At 68.4% G+C, this 25979-nt stretch carries 20 protein-coding genes; 10 read left to right on the top strand and 10 right to left on the bottom strand.

Annotated elements, in window-relative coordinates; genetic code table 11:
- Positions 1 to 464 precede the first annotated feature (464 nt).
- Complete coding sequence (locus tag CTJ15_RS17155; RefSeq protein WP_157223118.1) at positions 465 to 1802, top strand: sugar transferase; 1338 nt, start codon at positions 465 to 467, stop codon at positions 1800 to 1802.
- Between the two features lie 967 nt (positions 1803 to 2769).
- Here the strand turns inward: CTJ15_RS17155 and CTJ15_RS17150 are convergent.
- Positions 2770 to 3903, bottom strand: coding sequence for a glycosyltransferase family 4 protein (locus CTJ15_RS17150; protein WP_019462017.1), 1134 nt, complete (start codon positions 3901 to 3903; stop codon positions 2770 to 2772).
- Positions 3904 to 4244: 341 nt separating this feature from the next.
- Here CTJ15_RS17150 and galE point away from each other — a divergent pair, with 341 nt between their 5' ends.
- A complete protein-coding gene (galE, locus tag CTJ15_RS17145) occupies positions 4245 to 5237 on the top strand; it encodes a UDP-glucose 4-epimerase GalE (RefSeq protein WP_019462018.1) in 993 nt (330 codons plus the stop codon).
- 98 nt (positions 5238 to 5335) lie between these two features.
- On the opposite strand, the gene CTJ15_RS17140 is transcribed toward galE, so the two are convergent.
- From CTJ15_RS17140 to CTJ15_RS17100, 9 genes are all read right to left on the bottom strand, one after another.
- Complete coding sequence (locus tag CTJ15_RS17140; protein WP_019462019.1) at positions 5336 to 6523, bottom strand: glycosyltransferase family 4 protein; 1188 nt, start codon at positions 6521 to 6523, stop codon at positions 5336 to 5338.
- A 155-nt stretch (positions 6524 to 6678) separates the two neighbouring features.
- Positions 6679 to 7818, bottom strand: a complete 1140-nt coding sequence (locus CTJ15_RS17135; RefSeq protein ID WP_075821642.1) for an acyltransferase — start codon at positions 7816 to 7818, stop codon at positions 6679 to 6681.
- Between the two features lie 53 nt (positions 7819 to 7871).
- On the bottom strand, positions 7872 to 9314 hold the full coding sequence (locus tag CTJ15_RS17130; RefSeq protein WP_075821643.1) for a hypothetical protein: 1443 nt from the start codon (positions 9312 to 9314) through the stop codon (positions 7872 to 7874).
- 27 nt (positions 9315 to 9341) lie between these two features.
- On the bottom strand, positions 9342 to 10715 hold the full coding sequence (locus CTJ15_RS17125) for a lipopolysaccharide biosynthesis protein (protein ID WP_019462022.1): 1374 nt from the start codon (positions 10713 to 10715) through the stop codon (positions 9342 to 9344).
- A gap of 70 nt (positions 10716 to 10785) precedes the next feature.
- Entirely contained in the window at positions 10786 to 13005 is a 2220-nt protein-coding gene (locus CTJ15_RS17120) for a polysaccharide biosynthesis tyrosine autokinase (protein WP_099781754.1), read from the bottom strand.
- A 1087-nt stretch (positions 13006 to 14092) separates the two neighbouring features.
- Positions 14093 to 15232, bottom strand: coding sequence for a transporter substrate-binding domain-containing protein (locus CTJ15_RS17115; RefSeq protein ID WP_075821645.1), 1140 nt, complete (start codon positions 15230 to 15232; stop codon positions 14093 to 14095).
- Positions 15232 to 15714, bottom strand: coding sequence for a large-conductance mechanosensitive channel protein MscL (gene mscL, locus CTJ15_RS17110; RefSeq protein ID WP_075821646.1), 483 nt, complete (start codon positions 15712 to 15714; stop codon positions 15232 to 15234). Before mscL ends, CTJ15_RS17115 begins: the two co-directional genes overlap by 1 nt.
- 107 nt (positions 15715 to 15821) lie before the next feature.
- Entirely contained in the window at positions 15822 to 17213 is a 1392-nt protein-coding gene (locus tag CTJ15_RS17105) for an L-serine ammonia-lyase (protein ID WP_019462026.1), read from the bottom strand.
- 123 nt (positions 17214 to 17336) lie between these two features.
- Positions 17337 to 18248: a LysR substrate-binding domain-containing protein gene (locus CTJ15_RS17100; RefSeq protein WP_037251932.1), complete on the bottom strand. Its 912-nt coding sequence runs from the start codon at positions 18246 to 18248 to the stop codon at positions 17337 to 17339.
- A gap of 201 nt (positions 18249 to 18449) precedes the next feature.
- Here CTJ15_RS17100 and CTJ15_RS17095 point away from each other — a divergent pair, with 201 nt between their 5' ends.
- The 8 genes from CTJ15_RS17095 to CTJ15_RS17060 all read left to right on the top strand — a co-directional run bounded on the left by CTJ15_RS17095 (position 18450) and on the right by CTJ15_RS17060 (position 25860).
- Positions 18450 to 19490, top strand: a complete 1041-nt coding sequence (locus CTJ15_RS17095; protein ID WP_026033355.1) for an ABC transporter substrate-binding protein — start codon at positions 18450 to 18452, stop codon at positions 19488 to 19490.
- Positions 19491 to 19492: 2 nt separating this feature from the next.
- Positions 19493 to 20539, top strand: a complete 1047-nt coding sequence (locus CTJ15_RS17090; protein WP_019462029.1) for an ABC transporter ATP-binding protein — start codon at positions 19493 to 19495, stop codon at positions 20537 to 20539.
- Positions 20540 to 20549: 10 nt separating this feature from the next.
- A complete protein-coding gene (locus tag CTJ15_RS17085; protein WP_019462030.1) occupies positions 20550 to 21416 on the top strand; it encodes an ABC transporter permease in 867 nt (288 codons plus the stop codon).
- Entirely contained in the window at positions 21413 to 22210 is a 798-nt protein-coding gene (locus CTJ15_RS17080) for an ABC transporter permease (protein WP_019462031.1), read from the top strand. The genes CTJ15_RS17085 and CTJ15_RS17080 overlap by 4 nt, the downstream gene beginning before the upstream one ends.
- Before the next feature lie 373 nt (positions 22211 to 22583).
- Positions 22584 to 23705 (top strand): FAD-binding oxidoreductase, encoded by a 1122-nt coding sequence (locus CTJ15_RS17075; RefSeq protein ID WP_075823588.1) that lies wholly within the window; start codon positions 22584 to 22586, stop codon positions 23703 to 23705.
- Positions 23686 to 24012 (top strand): (2Fe-2S)-binding protein, encoded by a 327-nt coding sequence (locus CTJ15_RS17070; protein WP_019462033.1) that lies wholly within the window; start codon positions 23686 to 23688, stop codon positions 24010 to 24012. The genes CTJ15_RS17075 and CTJ15_RS17070 overlap by 20 nt, the downstream gene beginning before the upstream one ends.
- Complete coding sequence (locus CTJ15_RS17065) at positions 24012 to 25403, top strand: NAD(P)/FAD-dependent oxidoreductase (RefSeq protein WP_099781753.1); 1392 nt, start codon at positions 24012 to 24014, stop codon at positions 25401 to 25403. The genes CTJ15_RS17070 and CTJ15_RS17065 overlap by 1 nt, the downstream gene beginning before the upstream one ends.
- 109 nt (positions 25404 to 25512) lie before the next feature.
- On the top strand, positions 25513 to 25860 hold the full coding sequence (locus CTJ15_RS17060) for a RidA family protein (RefSeq protein WP_099781752.1): 348 nt from the start codon (positions 25513 to 25515) through the stop codon (positions 25858 to 25860).
- Positions 25861 to 25979 lie beyond the last annotated feature (119 nt).

The following is a 25979-nucleotide window of genomic DNA, read 5'->3' as shown; positions in this document are numbered from 1 at the left end:
TCCTGTTGAGGACGGTCACGCGGCTTGTTCGCTTTCCATAGGACGTTCCTTGATCGGCCCGAAGATGGGCGATTCAACGGGTGTGCATGTTTCATCCATCGATCACAGGCAAGCCAAGATCAACTCCTGGTTGAGTAAAGTATATCTTTCTCAACTTGAAGTAAGAGTTGTTTTCGGAAAATGATCCGAGTATCTTTATCAAGATTGTTCGAAAAGTTTTGCTCGCTTTTGCCCATATTGCAGTGCAAAAGATAGGGCGACCCCACGAACCGTGACAGCACGACCACTCCAGAAGTCGAAGATCCGGTTCGCGTTCAACTGACCGGTATTGTGTTGAGGGATACAACATGGGCGACCCAAGACGCATTAAGACCAATCCGGCGATCCGGAAGATGCTGTCCCAGCCGGCAGCCTTCCGCCCGCAGCGGCGGCAGCGACCCCGCCGGGGCACGCTCCGGCTGTTCATGGCGATTGGTGATTATGCGCAGGTTCTGGCGGTGGGCCTGGCTCTTTGCCTCGCCTTCCAGGCTGCTCCGGCACCGGACCTGAACCTGAGCCCCGGCCGTGTGGCCGGAATCGGCCTCCTGGCGGCAACGCTGGCTCTCTTCGTGCGGCGCGGCCTGCGGCGCACCAGCGCCCACCATGTCGGCTCCACCTACGTCTCTTCCGTGCGCAGCGCGGCGGCGGTGATGATCGCCTTCAGCGGTATCGCCGTGGGCCGCCTGCTGCTGGGCTCCACGACCGGGCTGGGCGGCGACCTGCTGCTGCTGATGAGCTGGGCCGTCATCTCCACCGCGCTCGCCGCGGCGCTGCGCCTCCTGGGCACGCGGCTGATCGCCGGACCGGAGAGCCTGACCACCAATATCGTGGTCCTCGGCCCTTCGCCGCAGGCCGGTGCCCTCGCGCGCATCCTGACCGAGCGCAGCCGTGGCCACCGCCAGGTGCTGGCGGTGCTGCAGGACGACATGCCCGAGAACATGGTCATGCTCGACCAGCTGATCGAGCAGGGCGAGGTGGACATCATCGCCCTGGCCGGCATGGACGCCGAAGGCATCCAGGCCATCTGCGAGGAATTCGGCGATCGCCCCGTGCATATCTGCGTCGGCTTCGACGCGGTGGCGCTGGAGCGTGCCGCCCGGGGTTCCAGCCACCTGGACGACCCGGTCCTGCTGCGCCTGCTGCCGGGCCAGTTCGACGACTGGCGCGACTCGGTGAAGCGGGGCCTCGACATCGCCCTGGTGATGGCTTCCCTGCCGCTCATCGCGCCGGTGCTGATCATGGCGGCCATCGCGATCAAGCTGGACTCGCCCGGCCCGGTCTTCTTCCGCCAGTGGCGCTTCGGCCTCGGCACGCAGCCCGTGCAGATCCTGAAGTTCCGCAGCATGTACACGGACCGCGGCGACACCACCGGCGAGGCCCGCACCACGGCACGCGACTCGCGCGTGACCCGGGTCGGCCGCATTCTCCGCCGCACCAGCATCGACGAGCTGCCGCAGCTGCTGAACGTGCTGCGCGGCGACATGTCCCTGGTCGGCCCGCGACCGCACGCGACGCATATGAAGGTCGAGGGCAACTACTACTTCGAGGCTGTGGAGCACTACCGCCTGCGCCACCGCGTCAAGCCCGGCCTGACCGGATGGGCCCAGGTCAACGGCTCCCGCGGCGAGGTGGATACGCTGGACAAGGCCTATCGCCGCGTCGATCTCGACCTCTGGTACATCAACAACTGGTCGATCACCCTGGACCTGAAGATCATCTTCAAGACCGTGTTCGGCGGCTTCGCGACGCTAAAGGCCGACTGAGGCCACAAAGGGCCGGCGCGGCGAGACTTCGCCTCTCCGTACTGTGGCCCTTGCCAGACAGGTTCAGGCATGAATGCCTGGAACCCACCCGACCTACCGGTCCCCCTTCCTGAACAGGAAGGGGGATTTTTTGTCAGAACATCCAATAGGCCACGAGACCGACCAGAAGCCAGAAGACGGCCCCCAGTGCGGAGGCCCAGGCCAACCCCCGCCATAGCGACCCGGCCTGTTCATCGTCCGGGGTGGCAACAGGAATTTCGCTTTGCCGTGGCGTGGGCCAGGGAAAGGGATAGGTCGAGTTGCGCGACAAGGGGCGCCGGAGCTGCTCCGGCTGGCTTGGGGCGCGGGGTGACAGATCCAATGCGTCCGTCACGATGGGTGTCTCCGACACGAGGCTCGCTGGATTTAATCCCCAGCACGCGAAGTCGTAAAGAGCAAATACAACTATAGGAAGTGATCTAAAAGTCTCAAGACCACAGTGAAAAAACTTCCTTTCAGGAACCGACCGCGAGGCTGCGGCAGATGCCCTTGGCCGGATCATCGGCGATCGTGGTTGAAAAGGCCTTAAGGTGCCGGTTCGGGGGAGATGCACCCTTCCGGAATGCCGGGTGCTCCGGAGCGAGGCACATGCTCCGGTCAAGGGGATGCTTCAGGCGAATACCGACACCGCCTGAGCTGCGGCGCCGCGCCCGTGGCTGCCCCTGGCGAGCAGGTGGGTCGGCGGGGCTCCCGGGAGGGAAACATCTCGCCCGCGCTGGTGGCGCCCGCAGCGGCGGGGAAGCCATGCTTCCCGGTGCGATCCAGCATTGCCGGGCACCAACGAATGGGGTCCAGGGCGCGCAGCGTCCTGGCGGAGTGGGGGTTTGGGGGCGAGGCAGCGCCTTGCCCCCAGCACGCGGCGGACCCATGACGCGCAAAAGGGCCAGCAAGAACCGCCGCCTGTATCAGCCGGGGCGGAACGGTCGCGTCAGATCAGTTCGCGATAAACGGCCGCGATCCTTTCGCTGATCACCGGCCAGGCAAAATTGGCCTCGGCATAGCGGCGGCAGGCTGCCTCGTCCGGCAGGCGGCCCGGCATGGTCAGCGATGCGGCCAGCCCCGAGGCGATGCTGTCCGCATCGCTTCCGGGCAGGACCAGATCGGGCGAAAGACCGGAAACCACTTCCGGAAGCCCGCCGACCGGCGTCACCAGGACCGGCGTGCCCGAGGCCAGGGCCTCGACCGCGATCAGGCCGAAGCCCTCCAGCGCCGCGGTGGGAACGACGACGAGGTCGGCGGCCCGGTAGGCGACCGGCAGCAGCTCGTCCGGCACGAAGCCGGCGAAGCGGACCGTGTCCTCCAGCCCGTGCCGCCGCACCAGTTCCTCCAGCGCCAGACGCTCCGGCCCCTTACCGACGATGTAGAGCACGGCATCCACCTGCTTCTGCCGCAGGGTGGCCATGGCCTCGATCAGTCGGTCCAGCCCCATGCGCCGCACCAGCCGACGCACGGCGAGCAGCACGGGGCGGTCCTCCACCCAGCCCATCCGGGTCCGTGCCTCGGCGCGGCTACCCTGCGTGGTGAAAGCCGAGAGATCGGCCCCGCCCGGCACCAGCCGCAGCGCGGAATCCCGTACGCCGTAATGCTCCTGCGCGATCCGGCCGAAGGCTTCCGACAGCACGATCACCCGCTGTGCCCGGCGATAGACCGCTGTCTCGATCAGCTTCTTGACGCGCACCGAATGGCTGCTCGCCCCTTCCGCCGCGCTTTCCAGCGCCCAGGGGCCATGGAAATGCACCACCAGCGGCAGGGCGCGCAGCTTGTCGAGGATGGGCAGGGTGTAGAGCGCGAAATGCGAAGTCGCGAGTGCGGGGCGGGGCCGCAGCAATTCGTCCGTCGCCGCGCGGATCGCGCGGGCGCGGCTCAGCATCGACGCGTCGGCCGGGAAGCTGCGGAAACGGCCCTGCGTGTCGATCTCGGCCTGTCCCTTGCCGGGAACGATGCCGCAGGATTCGAAGCCCAGTTTCTCCAGGCCGAGATGGAGGTTGTAGAAGACGTTCTCGGCGCCACCCTTGTGTTCCGGGAACCAGCCGCTGCCGACCTGGAAGATGCGCTGTGTCACGGGCGTGCTACGCCTTTGTCCGGGGGCTGGGGATTTGCTGCATGCCAGAACGGCGTTGGAGAGACATTCCTGTCATGGAAGAACTCCGGCGATAAGGGGCAGGCTGGGATATCGGGGAACCCGCTTCACGACGGGCACCCACCGGCGCGCAGCACGCCGGGTCATCGCATGAATTGTTATTTTATGAGAAACATGAGACTCCGTCCAATTCCCCTGCCTCTCGCGAAACGGCTTTCCCGCTATCACGGCGAGGACCAGGGTGTCGTGCTCCGGGACATGACGTTTTCGCCCTTTCCGGCGAAAGGCGCGGGACGGATCTCCCAGTGAAGGAACGAGAAGAGATGGGCAGCATCCTGGTGACCGGCGGCGCCGGCTATATCGGCAGCCATGCCGTGCTGGCCCTGCGCGATGCCGGCTTCGCGCCCGTGGTGCTGGATGACCTGTCCACCGGCTTCCGCCAGGCGGTGCCAGCGGATGTTCCCTTTGTCCAGGGCTCCGTCGGCGACGAGGACCTGATGGCCGAGACGATGCTGCGGCACGGTGTCTCGGCGGTGATGCATTTCGCAGCCTTCCAGATCGTGCCGGAAAGCGTCGAGCAGCCGCTGGAATACTGGCGCAACAATGTGGGCGGTGTCGCCGCCACCCTCGGCGCCTGCCTGCGCAGCGGCGTCCGCCACCTCGTCTTCTCCTCCACCGCGGCGGTCTACGGCATCCCCGAGACGCTGCCGGTGCCCGAGGATGCGCCCTGCGATCCGATCACGCCCTATGGCTCCAGCAAGCACGCGGCGGAGCGGATGATCCTCGATGTCGCGCGGGCCTTCGGGCTTTCCACCGTGACGCTGCGCTACTTCAACGTCGCGGGCGCCGATCCGGCCGGACGGGCGGGGCAGCGTTCGCACCAGGCGACGCACCTGATCAAGGTGGCCTGCGAGGTGGCGACCGGGAAGCGCGACAAGGTCGAGATCTTCGGCACGGACTACCCGACGCCGGACGGCACCGGCGTGCGCGACTATGTGCATGTCTCGGACCTCGCTGATGCCCATGTCGCGGCGTTGCGCCATATCCTGCGGAACCCGGTCAATCTCACCATGAACTGCGGCTATGGCTGGGGCTATTCGGTGCGGGAGGTGCTGACGGCGGTGGAGCGGGTGAACGGCGCACCGCTGCCGGTCGTCGAATCGCCGCGCCGCGCCGGCGATCCGCCGTCGCTCGTCGCCGCCGTCGACCGGCTGCAGCGGACGCTGGACTGGCGGCCCCGCTACGAGGCCCTGGACTTCATCATCCGCAGCGCCCTGGACTGGGAAACGGTGCTGGCGGCCGAGACCCTGCCCTGAGAACGGGGCCGGGATAGCTCCGCCCCCAGCATGGATGGCCGCGGGAAGAGACAACCCGCGGACCCAGCTGGCCGCAGTCTCGCCGCCTGGAAAGGCGGTCAGGAAGCCAGCGGCACCGGCGCGCCGGAATGGCGCTCCGTCACCAGCCCGGCATAGACCTCCTCCAGCCTGTCCACCACCTTCGTCCAGGCATAGTGCTTCTCGACATAGGTGCGGTTGGCGGCCCCCATGCGCTGCTGCATTTCCGGCGAGCGCAGCAGCTTGAGCAACGCCCCGGCCATGGCCTCAGGATCCTCCTGCGGCACGATGAAGCCGCCGGAGCCGTCGGGCGGGAGGAGATACGGCAGGCCGCCCGTGTTCGTCACCACCAGCGGCTTGCCGCAGGCCATGCCCTCGATCGCCGTCGTGCCGAGGGGCTCGCCATGCGAAGGCAGGACGTAGATCGCGTGCTGGCGGAAGAACTCCACCGAGCTGTCGCGGGGAACATGCCCCTTGGTATGGATGCGGTCGCGGCAGGGAAGCGTCGCGATCAGCGCGTTCACCTCCTCCCAGTGATCGCCCCGCCCGATGATGCTGAGCGTGGCCTCGGGCACCTCGCGGCTGACGATCTCGAAGGCCTTGAGCAGGTCGAAGATGCCCTTCCGGCGGGCGACGCTGGTGTAGAAGAGGATGCTCAGCGGCCCCTTCTCCGGCGGTTCGCCGGAGGGGGAGAAGAGATCGGCATCGATGCCGTGATGCATGGTGACGATCTTGTCCTTCACCATTCCCGGTGCGGCGATTCGGTCCATCGCGGCCGGGGTGGTCAGCATCAGGTTCGTTGCCTGCCATTGCTGCAGGAAGCAGATCGCCCAGCGCACACCGGTCTCCAGCCGCACCTTCAGGCTGTCGCGGTTCTGGTCCGGCCAGCGTGCCACATAGGTGCCGAGCAGCACGGGCAGCCCGCATGCCACCATGCCGAGCGAGAGCCCGACGAAGACGGGATTCATCTGGTGGACGATGTCGATCGTCTCTTCCTTGCGCAGCTTCTCCAGCAGCAGCCGCGTCCGGACCATGTATTCCAGGCGCTTCAGAGGGCCCGGCCAGGACTGCCGGATCGGATGGAAGGTCACGTTGCCCGGCATGGGCTCCTTCAGGTCCACCTCCTGGCAGGCGACATGCAGGCGGTAGCCCCGGTTCGCGAGCTCGCGCAGGAAGCCGCAGGCGATCAGCCCATCCCCGTAGAGGCGATGATCCGTCAGCAGGTCGGACGGATGCACGATGAAGATGGTGGGCTTCCGGGTGGTCATGGATCAGCGCCTCACTGACGTCGCGGTTCCGCCGGGACGGCCTTGGCCATGGGCACTGCCCGCCGGGGCATCGCCTGCGATGGCCATCGGCCGGCACGGACCGGTCCTGGCAAGATGGGGGTGCCCGCTACGGGCGGATTCCGGTCGGGCATCGCTCAGCGCAGCCGGTCGGAGGGATCGGAGGCCGCGGCAGGCCAGGCGGGGGCGAGCTTCGCCTTCGGGGCGCCGAAATAGGACTGCCCGAAGCGGCGCGCCGCCTGCTGCAGCGGCGTATCGACGAGGTGATGGAAGGCATAGCCGATCAGGATCGCGATCGCCGAGGTCACCAGGATCACTGGAACCTGGAAGCCTGCCGGCATGAGGCCGTACTTCCAGATGAACTTGCCCATCAGCACGAGCGTGCTGAAGTGGACCAGATAGACCGAATAGGAGATGGCACCGAGCATGATCAGGAATGCCGGCATGCGCAGCTTCCCACGCCATTCCACCAGGGTGCCGCCGAGCAGCGCCGCACCGGAGAAGCCGCCGGCCAGGATCGCGGTGTGGAAGTCGAGGGTGTTGGTAGGCTCGGGCGCCCGCAGCGCGATCAGCCAGAACAGGCCGGCGCAGCCCAGGGCCAGCAACAGGGTGCCGGCGAAGGGGCTGCCGCGGAGCCGCGGCGACAGGGCCAGCCAGGCGCCAAGCACGCCGATCCCGAATTCCAGGGCCTGCGGCCGCAGGAACTGCGCCCAGGGCGCGGTCAGGTCGGCGCCGATCAGATGGAGCAGCACGATGAGTGCCTGCCAGAGCAGGATCAACCCCATGCCGAAACGGAGGTTCAGGATGGCCAGCGCGAAGACCGCGTAGAAGAAGACCTCATAGACCAGCGTCCAGGTCACGTTGACCAGCGGGATGTTGGCCTGGGGGAGGAGCAGGAAGCTCGCCACCACGCTCCAGGCATTGAGCTTCTGCGTTTCGCTGGCATGCGCGCCCGTCAGATAGGTGGCCAGGGCCAGGGCGCTCATGATGAAGACGGCGGGATAGATGCGCGAGAAGCGGCGCCACAGATAGCGTGCGCAACGGTCCGGCCGCCCGAGATCCGCCTGGTGGACGAGGGTGATGATGAAGCCGCTCAGGACGAAGAAGATGTCCACGCCGAGGGCGCCGTTGGACAGGATGCGCCCCATGATCCCGTCAACCGGGTTCTGCCCCACGACAACCTGCGCATGGAACAGCACGACCAGCACAGCCGCAAGGCCGCGCATGGCTTCGATCCACTCGATCCGGTGGGATGTCGCGGGCGATGCGTTCGTCATAGCCTGGGGCTCCCCCACCTGTGCTTCACCGCACTGTCATGCGGCCATCGCCGTCATGAAGCCATCCTAACACGGCTGGCCGTGAAGGTCAGGGCGGTGGCGAGCATGATCCAGTTCAGGACACCGACTTCGGCGATATGCACGGCCCCCAGCGGAATCTGGATAAAGGCGATGATCACCAGCACGCGGTACAGATAGAGCTTGGAACCGGGTGTCGGATCGGACTGGAAGGTCGAGAGGATCAGCATGAACAGGCTGATGAAGTAGAAGGCACCGCCGAAGATGCCCAGGGCGCGGACGCTGTCCAGGATGCCGCTGTCCACCACCGCGTTCGCCGAGCCGCTGACACTGGCATAGTAGTTCAGCCCGAAGCCGTCGCCGATCAGCAGGTTGTCGTTGTCGATGAAGAAGCGGACGTACTGCATCATGCGCTCCGCTCCGCTCGCGTCGGAGTTGAGGCTGCTCAGCGAATTCAACCGCTGCTCCAGGGCGAACTGCATCTCCGGTATCAGGGCCAGGAAACCGGCGCTGAAGACCAGCACGATGGCGCCAAGGGAGATCCGCATCTTCTCCTGCGGCGTGCCCCAGAGAAGGAGCAGGACCAGGCCCAGCGATGTCGCCCCCCAGAGCGTGCGGTACTGCGCCAGGGCGAGGCCGAGGGCACAGGCAATCATCACCGGCACCGAGATGCTGAACGACCGGCTCATCGCGATCAGCAGCGCGATCATCAGATAGGCCGCCATGGAGCCCGGGGCATTCATGGTGGAGAAGACGCGCAGCGAGAAGGCGCCGGGCACGCCGACGGAATCGAAGCCCAGCAACCGGACGTTGTTCACCCATTCCGCATCCCAGGGGGTGGGATAGATGAACTGCATCAGCCCGTAGATGCCCATGACGGGTGCCACTACCAGCAGGGTGGAGGTGATGACCTGCCGCATGGCCGCGCCGCGCTGCCACTGCGACAGGATGTGGATCGCGAGCAGCGGTCCGGAGGCCCATTTCAGCAGGTCGGTCATGCCGAGCATGAAGCGGTCCTGCAGCACGGCGAGCAACGCGCCATAGGCGATGCTGCACAGGATGGCCAGGAAGGGCCCCGTATAGGGGTTGCGCCCCGGCGCCAGGTACCGCAGGGCCGAGAAGGCGCCGAGCATGCAGATCAGGTAGGGCGCGGTCAGGATCAGGCTGGAGACCTGGAAACCGCCCTGGTAGTCGGCCAGCCGCCGCACCAGCGAGGCGAAGCAGAAGAGCAGGATCGTGTAGCCGATATACCAGGGCGAGCGGTGCAGGTAGAGGAAGCCGCCCAGGAACAGGGCCATGGCCGGATAGAGGATCCGCGCCAGCGGCGCCGCCCCGCCGAGATAGAGGACGATCGGGACCAGCAGCGCCGCCGATACCGACAGGAAGGCGCCGAGGCTCAGCAGCCCCGGATCGGCCAGCCGATCATCCAGCGTCGGGCGGGAATAGCGGCTTCTTGCGGCAGTGAAGGTGATCGACACGCCAGCGAACCTCGTTTCTGTGCCCGGTCAGGACCGGGCGAGCTTCCGTGCATAGCCCAGCAGCTCTGCAGGCAGCACGGAAAGGCGGGGACGGGGCAGATCAAGGACGCGTGGCATGCCGGCCAGCATCATGATCATGCGCACCAGCGAGGACATGGTCGCCGCCACCGCGGCACCCATCGCCCCCATCACGGGAACTAGCAGGAACAGCCCCAGGCCCAACGTGGCGAAGGCCGCCACCTGGGCGATCGAGACATAGCCGGGGCGCCCCATGGCCAGGTAGAGCTGGCTGGAGACCTGGGCGAGGGCCGAGAAGGCCTCCTCGATCACCAGCACCAGGAAGAGAGCATGCGCCGCGCCGAATTCCTTGCCGTAGAGCAGGGACAGCGCCGGACCGCCCAGCACCCAGACGCCGATGCCGGCCAGGATCACCGCCACCAGCATCAGGCGGAAGGTCCGGTCGTGCAGGGCGCTCGCCTCCTCGGGAGACTTGCCGGCCATGGCGGGCAGCATCACGGCGCTGGCCGCGGTCTGCAGCACCATCAGCAGGCGCGACAGGCTGAAGGCCACGAGATAGAGGCCGAACTCCTCTGGCGAGATCACCGCCACCAGGAAGAGCCGGTCCAGGTAGAAGGTCAGGCTGCCCAGCGTGCCGATGCCCACCGCGCGCACGGTGTAGGACACGAGTCCCGGCAGCCAGCGGCCCGGATGGCTGAAGCGCGGCGGCAGGATGCGCCAGAGCTTGTACGCGATCACGCAAAGGCAGACCGCGGTCGAGGTCCACATCGCAAAGGCCGACACCGCCGGCGTCAGCCCGATGGCGAAGGCCACAGCCACCAGGAAGACCAGGTACAGCGCCGGGTCCAGCCAGCTCATCGTGTTGAAGGAGCCGAAGCGGTCCAGCGCGGTGAAGGAGTTCTTCAGCAACACGGCGAAGAGCGACATCACCGTCACCACGGCGGCATAGGGTGCCAGCGCCACCACCTCCGCCGGGTAATGGCCGGACATGGCCAGCGGGATCGCCACCACCGCCGCCACCGCGCCGATGATGCCTAGCACGAAGGCCAGGAGGATGGAGGCGCCGAGCACCTCCGCCTGCTCCTCGGGCTTCGCGTTGCGCATGTAGTAGACCTGCGCCAGCGGCAGCCCGCCGATGATCATGGTGGACAGGAAGGTGGGCCAGAGGGTGATGGCGCCAAAGGCGCCCCGACCTTCCGGCCCGAGGAGACGAGCGGTGATGATGCCCGTCCCCACGTTCAGCGCCAGCACCAGGAACTGCGTGAGCAGCGTCTGGGCGAAGGCGAAGCTGGTGCCCCGCCCGCCCAGCACGCCCCGGACCAGCCGGGTGGAACCCTGGCGAAGGCCCAGCAGGCGCCCCCCGGTTTCGCTCCGCCCGCTCATACCGCGTCGCGCTCCAGGCGTGACGCGAAGGCGGAGTTTGGCAGGGACACTGCGGTCATGGAGTTCTGCTTCAGCCGTTCAGGTAGGAAAGCGAGAGCTGGTTGGTCGGATAGCCGGTGGGGCCGGTCCGCTTCGGGTCGGTCGCATTGAGCACGAAGCCCGCGATCGGCAGCCGCGCGGTGCGGAAGGCCTTCACCGTGGCGGCGACCGCGGCGGACGGCGTGGAGCCCGCCCGCACCACCAGCAGCGTCTCGTCCACCGAGCGGCCGATCAGCAGCGCGTCGGAGACGGCGGAGACCGGCGGCGTGTCCACGATGACGTAGTCGTAGGTGGACCGGGCCGCGACGATCAGCGGGCGCAGGCGCGACGGCTCCAGCAGGTCCTGCGGCGTGGCGTTGGTGCCCTCCGAGGCCAGCACGTGCAGCGGCGAGGAGGGGTCCTCCCGCGTCGCCTGGACCAGGGAGACACGCTGCTCCAGCACCGCGATGGCGCCGACATCGACCGGCTTCTTGAACAGCGTCCGGGCCAGGTTGCCGCGGCGGAAATCCGCCTCGATCAGCAGCACCTGGAAGCCGGAGCTGGCCAGGCTGCGCGCCAGCGACAGGGCGACGCTGGTCTTGCCTTCCGCGGGCAGCGAGGAGGTCACGGCGAGGACCGGCGGGATGCCGCCCTCCCGCGTGGCCAGCATGCTGCGCAGGGTACGAACCGCCTCCGCGCCGATGGAGCGCGGATGGTCGGCCACCTCGTTGGCCAGCGTCATGTTGCGGCGGGCAGGCTTGGGCAGGGCGGCCAGGACCGGCACGCCGATCTCGGCCTCCGTCTCCTCCACCGTCTCGAAGCCCTTGCGGCGGCGGTCGAGCAGCAGCGCGACCATCGCGCCCGTTGCCACGGCCACCAGGATCGCCACGCCCAGGAACATCTTCTTGTTCGGGAAGGCGGGGAACAGGGCCGGCGTGGCGCGGGAGGTGAGGATCGCATCGGCCTGCTGGATGCCGACCTGCGTCGCCACCTGCTTCTGGCGGCTCAGCAGGCTCTCATACAGGGCGCGGGTGGCCGAGGCCTCGCGCTCCAGCCCCATCAGCTCGGCGCCGCTGCGCTCGCTGGTGGCGAGCTGCGACTGCAGGTTCTGCACCGTCTGCGTCAGCTCGGCCACGCGGGTCCGGGCGATGGTCGCCTCGTTGGCCAGGCTGCGCTGGATGCGGGCCTGCTCGGCGCCGATCATGCGCTGGATCTCGGCGATCTGCGCGCGAAGCGGCTGGGCGGTCGGGAGGTTCGGACCGGCCTGACCGGCAACCTCGGCCAACCGGGCCCGGGCCTGCACCTCGGCGTCGCGCAGGCGGCTCAGGGCGTCGGAATTGACCACCTCGGTCACGCTGCCGGCCGTGCTCGGGTCACGGGACTGGCGCAGGCGCGCTTCCCGCGAGGCAAGGTCGGCGCGGGCCTGGGCCAGCTGCGCGGCCACGTCGGCGAGCTGCTGCTGCGCCAGGGTGGAGCCGGCGCGGTTGCCGCCGCCGACACCGCCGCCCAGGCTGAGCAGGCCGTTGCGCTCGCGATAAGCCTGGATCGCCCGCTCGGACTGGCTCAGCCGGTCGGACAGGGTGGCGACCTCACGGTCCAGCCAGCTCGTGGCGCTGGCCAGGGCCTGGTCCTTCACCGCCCGCTGGCGCGCGATGTAGACCTCGGCATGGCGGTTCGCGATGCGCGCGGCATCGGCCGGGGAGGAGGCCTCGAAGGAGACGGAGATCACATAGGAACGGCCGTCATTGAAGATGGTGAGGCGGTTCCTGTAGGCGTTCACCACCTGCGCCAGGCGGGTGTCCGCGTCCACCGGCTTCTCCTCCTCGGCGGCAGGGAGGATTCCCGCCAGGAAGGGGATGCGCGAGGCGATTCGCGTCAGCAGCGAAGGCTGCGGCAGGAATTCCGGATCGTTGACGAGATCCAGGTCCTTTACGACCTCCCGCGCCACGGCATCGCTGTTCAGGATCTCCACCTCGGTACGCACGACGTTGGAATCCATCGGCGCCGACGGGTTGGCGAGCGTGGCGCTCACCTCGGTGAAGCGGATCTGGCGCGTGTCCAGCGCCACCAGGGCAGTGGAGCGGTAGCTGGCCTGCAGGTTGAAGATGACCAGCGAGGCTAGGCCGACCACCAGGATGAGCCAGACCAGCATGAAGAAGCGGTGGCGCCAGATGGACTGCATGACCATGCCGATCGACATCTCGCGCGGTGCGTTCTGCACGATCTCCGCGCGGACATTCTGGGGCTGGTTGGAACTCGGTAGCATGTTCATGCGGCGTTCTCCGGGCAAATGGCCACTGGATGGGCCGGTTCCAACAATTGAGTGGCCCGCATGGGGCCTCGCGGGATGGCGTGGACGGGGCTCATGGCGTTCTTCCACTCGGAGCGGTTGGCGGCGGACCTGGAATCATGACCTTGGCCGAAGGCCGGGGTATAAAGTCGATCGGCCGCGGCGCCGCACGGGCCGGCGACCGGCTTCTTCGTGCCACGGGCCGAATTCAACCGGAGACTGGGCATGCCAGCCTCATTCTCGCCGCATCTCTTTGATGGAGAGCAAAGAGGCACGCCGAAGCGCGAGGTCATGACTTTGTGGCCTCCAGGTTGTTCCTACGGGTTGTCTCGGCTCCGGTGGCGGTTGTGCCGGGCCAGGGCGGGTTCCGAAAAAGGGTGTGCATGGTTAAGAGACAAAAATCAACATCAAAAATCGTAACGACGTATCATTAATGATACTTTTTTCGTGAGTTTGAGATTGTGGTGTTGTTGTTGTGCGGGAGCAACCTGCTGCGCTTATACTTCAATTCCTAAAAATTCTGTGAATATTATGTTGTAATTACGAATTATGCAATGTAATAACCTATTATCTCATAGAAATTTTTTTGAAAAGAACAATAAAAAACGCTTTGCTTTTAAAAAATACATGTAAGTACTATGTTATTTTTCTAAATTTTGTTCTTATTTACTTGAATTAAGCATTGAAAATTATTTTCTACTTGAATTAAAAATAACATATCATGTAAATATCATAAATGCTGCACAGCAACAAAGAATAAGTAGAAAACTTCTCCCGAAAATCATGAATTTTTCATGCTGGCCTGAGGAAATCCTTGCCATAGCCGTCTGTATATTACCAATGCGCTTGGCCTTCGCCATATGCCTATGTATTCATCACAGCAACCTTGGCGCGTACTGCCCATGGTTTGCCCCGGAAGGCGGACCCGATCGTCGGTGAAATCGCTGACATTTTGCCGAGAAGCCGCGTTCCAGGCAGGCACCGATGGCCAAGCACGGCAGGTGGCGGGCACGGAACCATTCCCCGGGGAAAGCAGGTCAGGTACCTGGGCCGAGAGGTTGGCAGCCCCCTACCGCCCGGCGCCCTCTATCTCCGCCGAGCCCAGATAGCGGAACAGTGTCTGCTGCCACCATTCGCCCCGCAGCGAGTCGAGGAGGGCCACGTCCAGGGAACGGCGCAGCGCGTTGTCCTCCGGCAGGGCCACGGCGTAGTTCTGCACGTCGAGATTGATGCCGAGAAGCTGGAGGCTGGAGAAATCCTGCCGGATCATCCAGCTCAGCAGGGGGCGATCGTGGACGAAGGCATCGACCTGATGCTTCTGCACGGCCGCCAGCCCCTCCCGGGGGCCGGGGAAGCCGCGCCAACTCACCCGCTGCGCCGTCAGGAACTCCGCGGCGGAGGAGCCCTCCACCACGCCGACCCGCATGCCCCGCAGGTCGTTCACGTTGCGGACCAGGCCCTGCAGGCGCTGGGTGGTGAGGGCGGAGCTGATGCCGGCGATGAAGACCGCGATGATCACGACCGAAGCGATCATCCAGACCGTGGCCAGGATGCGGCCCGGCGTGGTCACCGGCCCGTCCTGCGCGGCACCGGCCTGGGTCATGGCCACGGCGGACCACCAGACCCCCGCCGTCAGGCCCCGCACGGGGCCGCCACCATAGGGCTTGTTGTGCCGCCGCTCGAACAGCCAGATCAGGACACCCACCGCCAGCGCGATGCCGAGCAGCGCCAGCACCGCCTGCAGGAAGCTGAAGGACAGGAAGGTCCGCAGCACCGGCAGCCAGGCCGTCACTCCCTCGGAGGGCACGGCCACCCCGAGGCCGGTGGCATAGAAGGGCTGGGTGAAGTCGATGACGCGCTTGCGGGCGGCGGTGACGGTGATCGCCGCCACGCCGGCATCGACACGCCCGGCCGCGACCGCATCGACCAGGGCCTGGACGGTCGGCAACTCCTCGAAGCGGTAGCGCAGCCCTATCCCGTCGGCGACATGGCGCCAGAGATCGATGCTGATGCCCTGCCACTGCCCCTCCGCGCTTTTCATCGCGAAGGGGGCCGCGTCCTTCGTGCCGATCACCAGTTCCCGGTCGGCGAAGCCCGGCGGGGGTGCCGCCGGGGCCAGGGCCGGCTGCGCCAGGGCGGGGCCCGGCGGCAGCCAGGCCGTCAGTGCCAGGGCCAGCAGCAGGAAAGCCAGCGGCCCTGGGCGCCGCATCAGAGGGTGCCGGGCGAGGCCGGCAGCGTCGAGGGCGGAGCATCCCGGCGCAGCTCGTCGCGGATCTCCGTCAGCAGCTTCTCGGTCGGCGTCGGCCCGGCGGGCGCCTTCTCCTCCAGCGCGGTGGTGAAGTGGAAACGCGCCAGCAGCTTCAGCAGGAAGAAGATGGCCAGGGCCACGATGCCGAACTTGATGATGGCATTGATGAACCGGCCGATGGCGAGCACCGCGGCGCCACCGTTGCGCGTGGCTTCGAGCGAAGGCTGCCTTTCGCCGGACAGCACGACGAAGACGTTGGAGAAGTCGATCCCGCCGACCAGGAGGCCGATGATCGGGTTGATGATGTCCTCGACGAGACTGCCGACGATGGTGGTGAAGGCGGCACCAATGACCACGCCGACGGCCAGGTCGACGACATTGCCGCGCTGAATGAAGGTCTTGAACTCGCGCACCCAGGCTGGCTCGCTGACTTTGATCGTCATGGAATCTCGCTTGCTGGAATTGTTGCCGCAAAGAGCCTAGCCATGTTCCTGCGGGCAGCGGAACCCCACGTTGCCGTGCGTGTCTCCAAAGACCATAGGCAGCCGTCTCAGCATTCGATGACATTCACTGCGAGGCCGCCCAGCGAGGTCTCCTTGTACTTGTGCGACATGTCGAGCCCGGTCTGGCGCATGGTCCGCACCACCTGATCCAGGCTGACCAGATGCGCCCCGTCCCCATGCAGGGCGAGGCGCGCGGCGTTGATCGCCTTCACCGCCGCCAGGGCGTTCCGCTCGATGCAGGGCACCTGCACAAGCCCGGCGATCGGGTCGCAGGTCAGGCCCAGATTGTGCTCCAGCCCGATCTCCGCGGCATTCTCCACCTGGGCGTTGCTGCCGCCCAGCGCCGCGGCCAGCCCGGCCGCCGCCATGGCGCAGGCAGAGCCGACCTCCCCCTGGCAGCCGACCTCGGCGCCGGAGATGGAGGCATTGCGCTTGATGATGGCGCCGATGGCGGCGGCGGCCAGGAAGAAGGTCTCGACCCCCGCCGCGCCCGCCCCGGGGACGAAGCGTTCATAGTAATGCAGCACCGCCGGCACGATCCCGGCCGCACCGTTGGTGGGCGCGGTCACCACCCGCCCGCCGGCGGCGTTCTCCTCGTTCACCGCCAGGGCATAGAGGTTCACCCAGTCCATGCCGATCAGCGGGTCGGCCTCGTTGCGCCCCTCCCGCGCCTGCAAGGCGCGCCACAGGGCCGGGGCGCGGCGGCGCACCCGCAACCCGCCGGGCAATTCGCCTTCCCCGCGCAAACCGCGTTCGACGCAGGCGCGCATCGCCGCCCAGAGGCGCGCGATCCCGGCGGAGACCTCGGCGGCCGGGCGCAGGCTTTCCTCGTTGGCCCGCATCAACGCGGCGATGGACAGGCGAGCCCCCGCCGCCCGGGTCAGCAGCTCCGCGGTATCGGCGAAGGGATGCGGAACCTCCGGGACGCCGCCGGAGGCATCGGTGGGCGCCTCCTCCGCCGCGCCGACGACGAAGCCGCCCCCGACCGAGAAGTATTCCCGCGCGAGGCCCTCCGATGAGCCCCCTGACCAGGCGGTGAAGCGCAGCCCGTTGGGGTGGCGTGGCAGGCTCTCGCGCATGTGGAAGACGAGGTCCTGCGCCGGGTCGAAGGCGATCTCCCGCCCATCCGGCAGGGGCAGGCGGTGCGTGGCGCGGAGCCGCCGCACCCGTTCCGCCGCCTCGTCCGGGTCGATTGTGTCGGGCTGGGCGCCGGTCAGGCCGATCAGCACCGCCGTATCCGTGGCATGGCCGCGCCCGGTCAGGGCCAGGGAGCCGAACAGCTCTGCCCGCAGCCGCGCGATCCGCAGCCCGGCTCCCGCTGTTTCCTCCAGAAAGCGCCGCGCGGCCACCATCGGCCCCACCGTGTGGGAACTGGAAGGGCCGATGCCGATCCGGAACAGGTCGAACAGGCCGATGAAACTCTGCCGCGAAGAGGTCACGCCGGACGGTACTCCCTGACAGGGCTGATCGCAGTCAACAGCATCCGCCCGCCAGCCTACATCGCCGGGCCGCCTGCCGTCGCCCCGGTGCCGCGATTCCGCCAGGGCCGCCCGCCATCTCCCCTATCGCCGGCCGGCCCGGGCGGACTGCGCTGCGGCCTCGGCACGCAGCATCTCCAGGAACCGCGCCGCCAGCACGGCGACGGGCCGGCCGGGCGGGGCCAGCACGTTCACCGGGAATTCCACCGTCGGCTCCAGCGGGCGCAGCACCACCCGCCCGGCGAACTGCGCCGCCGTGATGGCCTCCACCACGGTAAAGCCCAGCCCTTCCGCCGCCATGGCGCAGGCGGCCGCGGCATTCTGCGTCTCGGCCACCGGGACGGGCGCCACGCCGTGCCGCTCGAAGAGCTCGTCCACCAGGTCGCGCAGCCGGTACTGGCGTCCGAGGGAGATGCAGGGCTCCCCCTGGAGCTCCGCCAGCATCACGCGCCGCCGCCGTGCCAGGCGGTGCCCAGGCGGCAGGACGAGGATGCCGGGCAGGCGGATGGGCTCCGCCACGGCACTGGCCGGTGCGGCCGAGAGCGACAGGGCGAAGCCCAGATCGGCCAGACCGCCCGCCACCATCTCATGCACCTCCAGCGAACTGGCCACCGTCACCGAGACACGGAGCTGCCGCACCTGCCGTGCGAAGCGGGCCAGCACACTGGGGACGAAGCTGAAGCCGAAGGAGGGCAGGGTGGCGACACGCAGCTCGCCCATCCCGCCGCTCCGCATGTCGTTGGCGATCCGGTCCATGCGGGTGGCGGCGGCGAAAAAGCGTTCCGCCTCCGCCTCGAAGCGCCGCGCCTCGTGCGTCGGCGTCAGGCGGCGGCGGCTGCGGTCGAAGAGGGCAAGCCGTGTCTCCTCCTCCAGCGCTCGCAGCAGCTTGGTCACGGCGGGCTGCGACAGGCTCAGCATCTCCGCCGCGCGCGTGACCGAACCGCTCTGCATGACGGCACGGAATGCTTCCAGCTGGTGCAGTCGGCGGGGCGTCATGGCGGGTTCGCTACCTCAGGGAATGAAACCGGGACGATTATGAATTTGCGCTTCCGTTCCCGCCAATGCCAGCCTGGAAGGCATGCGGGACCGATCCGGTGCCGGGATGCATGGGTTTTGGGCGATACGCCTTTCGCACGTGCAGCAACGGATCGGGCGTCCGGGGATGGCCCGGGGATGGCAGCAGGGAAGACGACAATGATGCGCAGACTGCTTCTGGCGGCGACGGCCCTGATGGGGGCGTCGATCGGTGCGGCGGGCACGGCCTCGGCGCAGGACCGGCTCGTGGTGGCGGCCTATGGCGGCTCCTACGAGAAGATCATGCGGGAAAGCGTGATCCCGGAATTCGAGAAGGCGAACAACGTCAAGGTCGATTACCTCGCCGGCAACTCCTCGGACAGCCTGGCACGGCTGCAGGCCCAGCGCGGGCGGCAGGAGATCGGCGTCGTGCTGCTGGATGACGGGCCGATGGCCCAGGCCGTCTCGCTCGGCTTCTGCCAGCAGGTCTCGGACCGGAAGGCGCTGGACAGCGTCTATCCCATCGCGGTGATGGGCGGCGGCAAGGCGGTGGGCACCGGCTTCGGCTATACCGGCATCGCCTACAACGCCGACCTGTTCAAGCAGCGCAACCTGCCGGTTCCCGCCTCCTGGATGGATCTGGCGAAGCCGGAATACAAGCAGCGCCTCTCCATCCCCGGCATCGACAACACCTATGGCCTGCACACGCTGGTGATGATGGCCCGCGCCAATGGCGGCGGCGAGAACGACATCGCCCCGGGCTTCAAGGTGATGCGCGAGAAGATCAACCCGAACGTGCTCGCCTATGAGAGCAGCCCGGGCAAGATGAGCGAGATGTTCCAGTCCGGCGAGATCTGGCTCTCCGTCTGGGGCTCCTCCCGCGTCGCGGCGATGAAGGAATCCGGCTTCCCGCTGGAGATCGTGCGGCCCAAGGAGGGCGCGGTGGTGCTGATGACCGCGACCTGCGCCGTGGAGGGCGCGCCGAAGCCGGAGCTGGCGCAGAAATTCGTCGCGCACCTGCTCTCGCCCGCCGTGCAGGTGGCCTTCTCCACCTATTACGGCTCCGGCCCCACCAACAAGGAGGTGAAGCTGCCCGAGGATGTCGCCAGGCGCGTCATCTATGGCGAGGACCAGGTGAAGCAGCTCGTCACCATGGACTGGGACGTGATCAACAAGAACCGCACCGAGTGGACGCGCCGCTGGCAGCGTGAGGTCGAGCGCTGAGCATGGCGCCCGCCTTTCTGGAACTGGACGGGGTCGGCAAGCAGTACGGCCCCGTCACGGCGGTGCAGGACGTGACCATCCGCGTGGCCCAGGGGGAGTTCCTGGGCCTGCTCGGCCCCTCCGGCTGCGGCAAGACCACCACGCTGCAGATGATCGCGGGCTTCGAGGCGCCGAGTGCCGGGCGCATCGTGCTGGAGGGCCGCGACCTCGCCGCCGTGCCCGCGGCGAAGCGCGGCATGGGCATCGTCTTCCAGTCCTACGCGCTCTTTCCGCACATGACCGCGGCGGAGAACGTCGCCTTCGGGCTGGAGATGCGCAAGGTGCCGAAGGCGGAGCGCGCGAAGCGGGTGCGCGAGGCGCTGGACCTTGTTCATCTCGCGCACCTGGCCGACCGCTTCCCGCGCAACATGTCGGGCGGGCAGCAGCAACGCGTGGCCCTGGCGCGCGCCCTGGTGATCGAGCCGCGCCTGCTGCTGCTGGACGAGCCGCTCTCCAACCTCGACGCCAAGCTGCGCGAGGAGATGCAGGTGGAGCTGCGCGAGCTGCAGCGCCGCGTCGGCGTCACCACCGTCATGGTGACGCATGACCAGCACGAGGCCATGGCGCTCTGCGATCGCGTGGCGGTGATGCAGGGCGGGCGGCTGATGCAGATCGACGCGCCCTGGCGTGCCTATGAGGAGCCGGCGGGCGAATTCGTCGCCGACTTCCTCGGCCGCAGCAACCGCCTGCCGGCCCGTGCCACCGGGCGGGGCGAGGCCGAGGCCGGCGGGCACCGCTTCGCCCTGCCGCCGGAACTCGCCGCCGCCCCCGGTGACATCCTGCTGACCATCCGCCCGGAACGCCTGCGCCTGCGTCCCGCCACCGAGCCCGGGCTGCGCGGCGAGGTGCATTCGCGTGTCTTCCTGGGCGGCTCCTGGCTCTACCGCGTCGATACGGCGCTGGGCGCGGTCATGGTGACGGCGCAGAACACCGGCGCCGCGCCGGTCGAGGAAGGTTCCCCCGTTTCCCTGGACTGGGACGCGCACAGCCTGCGCCGGCTGGCGGCATGAGGGGGGCGGTATGAGCAGGCGCCTCGCCTCCCCCTTGCTGCTGACGCTGCCCTCGGGCCTCGTCTATGCGCTGGTGCTGCTGCTGCCGCTGATCGGCGTTGCTGTGCTCAGCCTGCAGGGCTTCGATTTCGACAAGGGCATCCTGCCGCGCTGGAACCTGGCCAACTACGCCGACCTAGCCACGGATTCGCTGTTCCGCGAGGTGCTGGAGCGCACCTTCCGCCTTTCCCTCGTCACCACCGCCATCTGCCTGCTGATCGGCGTGCCGGAGGCCTGGATCGTCCACCGCATGGCGCCGCGCTGGCGCGGGCTGATGCTGCTGGTGGTGGTCGGGCCGCTGCTGGTCTCCGTCGTGGTGCGGACCTTCGGTTGGATGGTGCTGCTCGGCACCAACGGGCTGGTCAACGACGCGCTGGTGGCCATTGGCATCCCCGGCGCGCCCTTCCGCCTGATGTTCACCGAGCTCGCCATCGTCATCGGCCTCGTCCATGTCATGGTGCCGCTGGTGGTGCTGTCCGTCTGGGCCAGCCTGGGGCGGCTCGACCCCGCCCTGGCCCGCGCGGCGGAAAGCCTCGGCGCCGGGCGCCTCACCACCTTCCGCCGGGTGATCCTGCCCAACATCATGCCGGGCGTTCTCGGCGGCGCGCTGATGGTCTTCTGCCTCTCGGCCTCCGCCTTCGCCACGCCCGCCATGCTGGGCGGCAAGCGGCTGCGCGTGGTGGCCAGCATGGCCTACAACGAGTTCCTCAACACGCTGAACTGGCCGCTGGGCGCCGCCATCGCCGTGCTGCTGCTCATTGCCATCCTGCTCTGCACGTTGCTCTGGACGCGGCTGGTGGAACGCCGCGCGCTGCGCCGGCTGGGAGTCGGGGCATGAACCGCAACGGTCCGCTGTCCCTGGCCTTCCACTGGCTCTTCATCGCCTTCATCCTGGCGCCGCTGGTGGTCGTGATCCTGGTCTCCTTCACCGACAAGGGCTTCATGGCGATGCCCTTCGACGGTGCATCGCTGCGCTGGTACCGGGCCATCGCCGAAAATCCGCAGTTCCTGGACAGCTTCTGGGTCAGCCTGCAACTCGGCCTCGTCTCGGCCACGCTTTCCGCGCTGATCGCCGTACCGGCGGCGCTGGCCATCGCACGTGGGCGCTTTCCTGGCCGCGACGCCATCGCGGCCTTCCTGGTCTCGCCGCTGATGATCCCGCATGTCGTGCTGGGCGTGGCGCTGCTGCGCTTCTTCTCCGGCCTCGGCCTCGCGGGCTCCTTTGCCGGGCTGGTGGCGGCGCACCTGATCGTGGTGACACCCTACATGGTGCGGCTGGTGACCGCCGGCCTCGCCGGTCTCGACCCGCGTGTCGAACGCGCCGCCGAGAGCCTGGGCGCCGGGCGCCTCACCGTCTTCCGCCGCATCACCCTGCCGCTGATCCTGCCCGGCGTGGCGGGGGGCTGGATCCTGGCCTTCATCACCAGCTTCGACGAGCTGACGGTGAGCCTCTTCCTTGCCTCGCCCTCCTCCACCCCGCTGCCGGTGCGGCTCTTCACCTATATCGACCAGATGACGGACCCGCTCGTGGCCGCCGTCTCCGCCGCGCTGATCGGGCTGACCGCGCTGGTGCTGGTGGTGCTGGATCGGTTCTACCCGATCGATCGTCTGCTGACCGGGGAGCGGCGGTGATGCGCGTTGCGTTGTCCGGCGTCTCGCCGTCCCGGGGGCAAGGCTCCGCCTTTCCCCCTGACCCCCTATCCGCCAGGAACCTGAGGTTCCTGGACCTCCCATTCGCTGATTCCAGCTGTTGCCGGATCGCGCCGAAGGGCCTCGCCCTTCGGCAACTGCCGGTGCCACGCGCGCTGAGGCCGGTCTGTTACTTCCATGAGTCCCGCCTGTCCGCCAAAGCACCGGAAATGCATCCGGCCCCGGCGTTCCAGGCGGCGCCAAACTCAGGCGGGGTCCGGGGAGACACTGTCTCCCCGGCGGAGGGGGGCTGGGGGAGGCAGAGCCTTCCCCGGGGCCCGACAAGGCATCCCCGCTGCAACAAGGACGATAACCGATGAGCACCCACGACGCGATCGTGGTGGGCGGCGGGCTGGTGGGCACCGCCATCGCCTATGGCCTGGCGAAGCAGGGCCTCGCGACGCTGCTGCTGGATGAGGGCGATGTCGCCCACCGCGCCAGCCGCGGCAATTTCGGCCTGGTCTGGGTCCAGTCCAAAGGGCTGGGCGCGCCGCACTACCAGCGCTGGACGCGCGGCTCGGCCGAGGAATGGCCGGCGCTGGCGCGGGAGCTGGCGGAGCGCACCGGGCTCGACACGGCGCTGCACCAGCCGGGCGGCCTGCATATTTGCCTCTCCGAGGAGGAGTTCGAGGCCCGCGCCGGCTACATGGCGCGGCTGCAGCGGGAGGCCGGGAATCTCGGCATGGAATACCGCATGCTGCGCCATGCCGAGGTCCGCGACATGATGCCCGGCATCGGCAAGGCGGTCGTGGGCGCGAGCTGGACGCCCTATGACGGCCATGCCAGCCCGCTCTACCTCCTGCGCGGGCTGCACGCCGCCTTCCGCGAGGCCGGGGGCGTGTACAAGCCGAACGCGAAGGTCGAGGAAAGCACCGCCGCGCCGGGCGATTTCTCGGTGACGGCGGCGGGCGAGGCGCATCGCGCGCCGCGACTGGTCCTGGCGGCCGGGCTGGGCAACCTGGAGCTGGCGCCGCGCTTCGGCCTGTCCGCGCCGGTGCGGCCGCAGCGGGGCGAGGTGCTGGTGACGGAGCGCACCCGCATGCTGCTGCCCATGCCCACCACCACGGTGCGGCAGACCGACGAGGGCTCGGTGATGATGGGCGACAGCAAGGAGGAGGCGGGCTACGACAGCCTGACCCAGACGCCCGGCATCATGCGCGGCATGGCACGGCGCGCAGTGTTGTCCTTTCCCTGGATCGCCGAGCTGAACATCGTGCGCGCCTGGTCGGCGCTGCGCATCATGTCGCCGGACGGGCTGCCGCTCTACGAGCAGTCCGAACGCTTCCCCGGCGCCTTCACCGCCAACTGCCATTCCGGCGTCACCCTGGCCGGGGCGCATGCCAACCGGCTGGCCCCGATGATCGCCGCCGGCGAGCTTCCGCCGGAGATGGCCCCCTTCAGCGCAAGGCGTTTCAACGATGTTCGCACAGCGGCCTGAGGCCCGCGCGCCCGGCGCGGCGCAGGTGGAGGTCTTCGTGGATGGGCGCAGCGTGCAGGTGCCGGAAGGCGCTTCCGCCGCCGCCGCCGTGCTGCTGGCGGGCCTTCCCGCCATCCGCAGCACGCCGGTGAAGGGCTCGCCGCGCCTGCCCTACTGCATGATGGGCGTCTGCTTCGATTGCCTCGCCGAGATCGACGGCGTGGCCAACCGGCAGTCCTGCATGGTGACGGTGGCGCCGGGCATGCGGATCGTGCCGCAGCAGGGCGCACGCCGGGCGCGGCCGGAGATGGTGGGGGAGGGCGCGTGATGGCCGCCGGTTCCATTGTCGATCTGGCCATCGTCGGTGCCGGTCCGGCCGGCATGGGCGCCGCCATCGAGGCGGCGGCACTGGGCCTTTCCGTGACCGTGCTGGACGAGCAGCCGGCGCCGGGCGGGCAGGTCTTCCGCGCCGTGGAGGCCGCCTCCGGCGACCCGGCCCTCCAGGGCGAATTCGCCACCCAGGGCGCCGCGCTGGCGCGCCAGTTCCGGGCCACGAAGGGCATCGGCTACCGCCCCTCCACCACGCTCTGGCACCTCGACCGGCAAGCCGGGCTGCTTTCGGTGCTGCATGGCGGCGCTTCCTCGGAGATCGAGGCGCGGCGCGTGCTGCTGGCGACCGGAGCGCAGGAAAGGCCGGTGCCGATCCCTGGCTGGACGCTGCCGGGCGTGATGGGCATGGGCGCGGCGCAGATCCTGCTCAAGACCGCGGGCGCGGTGCCGCAAGGGCCGGTGGTCCTGGCCGGGCAGGGGCCGCTCACCTGGCTGCTGGCGGTGCAGCTCCTGCGCGCCGGGGCGGGGCCGGTGACCCTGCTGGAAACCACGCGCGGCGGCGCGGCCGGGGTCGGGCTGCGGCATCCCGGCGGGCTGTGGAACGGGCGCGGGCTGCTGCTCAAGGGCCTTGCCCTGGTGCGCGAGGCGAAGCGACGCGGGCTCAGGGTGGTGCGCAACGTCCGCGGCCTCCGTGCCGAGGGCGAGGCGCGGGTCGAGCGCGTGCGCTGGGAGAGCGGCAGCCTGCCCTGCGACACCCTGCTGCTGCATGAGGGGGTGATCCCCTCCACCCATGTCTCGCGCGCCATCGGGCTGGAGCACCGCTGGGACACGGCGCAGCTCTGCTGGCGCCCGGTGCTCGATGCCTGGGGCGCCACCAGCCAGGAGCGCATCGCCATCGCGGGCGATGGCGGTGGTATCGGCGGCTGGGAGGCGGCGCTGGCCACCGGGCGGCTCGTGGCTCTGGACGCGGCGCGGCGGCTGGGCCGGATCTCCGAGGCCGAGCGCGACCACCGCGCCGGACCGTATCACGCCGCCCTCGCCGCCGCGCTGTCGCTGCGCCCCTTCCTCGATGCGCTCTATGCCCCGGCACCGGAGGTTCTGGCCCCGCGCGACGACGCCACAGTCGTCTGCCGCTGCGAGGAGGTCACGGCGGGGCAGGTCCGCCTCGCCGCCCGCCTGGGTGCCACCGGTCCCAACCAGGCCAAGGCCTATCTGCGCGCGGGCATGGGACCCTGCCAGGGGCGGATGTGCGGCACCACCGTGGCGGCGCTGATCGCCGCGGAGCGGGGCATCTCCATCGAGGATGCCGGGACCCTGCGCCCCCGCGCGCCCTTCAAGCCGCTGACGGTGGGCGAGCTCGCTGCCCTGCCGCCAGAGGAAGTGGCCTGAGCGCCTGCCGCCGCCGGCATCCGGCGGCGGCAGGCAGCAGGGCACTTTCCGCCGGCCGGGTGGCCGGAGGCGCCGCCCGGAATTCCTGCCACCAACTGAAAGTCATTCCATGATCCGACGCCATGCCCGCACCCCCATCATGCACCGCGTGGTGGAGCATAACGGCGTGCTGTATTTCGGCGGCATTGTCGCCGACGACCGTTCCCTTTCCATGAAGGGCCAGACCGCGCAGATCCTGACCAAGGTCGGCAAGCTGCTGGAGGAGAACGGCAGCGACAAGGGCAAGGTCCTGGCCGCCACGCTCTACATCACCGACATGGCGCTGAAGGACGAGATGAACGCCGCCTGGACCGAATGGTTCGGCGCGGAGGACCTGCCGACCCGCGCCACCATCGGCGTCGCCGATCTCGGACCGGACACGCTGATCGAGGTGGTGGTCACCGCCGCGCGCGGCTGACCGGTCCACGTCGCGCTCCGGGTTGGCCCCCGGGGGAGAGGCTCTGCCTCTCGCCCCGGACCCCCTCTTCGCCGGGGACCGAAGCCGGTCCCCGGACCCCGGGCTTGCGTTGGCTCCAC

This window comes from Roseomonas sp. FDAARGOS_362 (genome assembly GCF_002754815.1).
Taxonomy (GTDB): domain Bacteria; phylum Pseudomonadota; class Alphaproteobacteria; order Acetobacterales; family Acetobacteraceae; genus Roseomonas; species Roseomonas mucosa.
Note: the sequence above shows the minus strand (reverse complement) of the source record. Positions and strands in the feature narration are given on the sequence as shown.

Bases quoted from the DNA above. Each gene is read 5' to 3' on its own strand.
- CTJ15_RS17070 (WP_019462033.1), top strand. From the start codon at position 23,686: ATGTTCGCACAGCGGCCTGAGGCCCGCGCGCCCGGCGCGGCGCAGGTG.
- CTJ15_RS17080 (WP_019462031.1), top strand. From the start codon at position 21,413: ATGAACCGCAACGGTCCGCTGTCCCTGGCCTTCCACTGGCTCTTCATC.
- CTJ15_RS17060 (WP_099781752.1), top strand. From the start codon at position 25,513: ATGATCCGACGCCATGCCCGCACCCCCATCATGCACCGCGTGGTGGAG.
- CTJ15_RS17125 (WP_019462022.1), bottom strand. From the start codon at position 10,715: ATGAGCGGGCGGAGCGAAACCGGGGGGCGCCTGCTGGGCCTTCGCCAG.
- CTJ15_RS17155 (WP_157223118.1), top strand. From the start codon at position 465: ATGGCGATTGGTGATTATGCGCAGGTTCTGGCGGTGGGCCTGGCTCTT.
- CTJ15_RS17140 (WP_019462019.1), bottom strand. From the start codon at position 6,523: ATGACCACCCGGAAGCCCACCATCTTCATCGTGCATCCGTCCGACCTG.
- CTJ15_RS17115 (WP_075821645.1), bottom strand. From the start codon at position 15,232: ATGCGGCGCCCAGGGCCGCTGGCTTTCCTGCTGCTGGCCCTGGCACTG.
- CTJ15_RS17065 (WP_099781753.1), top strand. From the start codon at position 24,012: ATGGCCGCCGGTTCCATTGTCGATCTGGCCATCGTCGGTGCCGGTCCG.
- CTJ15_RS17095 (WP_026033355.1), top strand. From the start codon at position 18,450: ATGCGCAGACTGCTTCTGGCGGCGACGGCCCTGATGGGGGCGTCGATC.
- CTJ15_RS17075 (WP_075823588.1), top strand. From the start codon at position 22,584: ATGAGCACCCACGACGCGATCGTGGTGGGCGGCGGGCTGGTGGGCACC.
- CTJ15_RS17085 (WP_019462030.1), top strand. From the start codon at position 20,550: ATGAGCAGGCGCCTCGCCTCCCCCTTGCTGCTGACGCTGCCCTCGGGC.
- CTJ15_RS17100 (WP_037251932.1), bottom strand. From the start codon at position 18,248: ATGACGCCCCGCCGACTGCACCAGCTGGAAGCATTCCGTGCCGTCATG.
- CTJ15_RS17135 (WP_075821642.1), bottom strand. From the start codon at position 7,818: ATGACGAACGCATCGCCCGCGACATCCCACCGGATCGAGTGGATCGAA.
- mscL (WP_075821646.1), bottom strand. From the start codon at position 15,714: ATGACGATCAAAGTCAGCGAGCCAGCCTGGGTGCGCGAGTTCAAGACC.
- galE (WP_019462018.1), top strand. From the start codon at position 4,245: ATGGGCAGCATCCTGGTGACCGGCGGCGCCGGCTATATCGGCAGCCAT.
- CTJ15_RS17120 (WP_099781754.1), bottom strand. From the start codon at position 13,005: ATGAACATGCTACCGAGTTCCAACCAGCCCCAGAATGTCCGCGCGGAG.
- CTJ15_RS17090 (WP_019462029.1), top strand. From the start codon at position 19,493: ATGGCGCCCGCCTTTCTGGAACTGGACGGGGTCGGCAAGCAGTACGGC.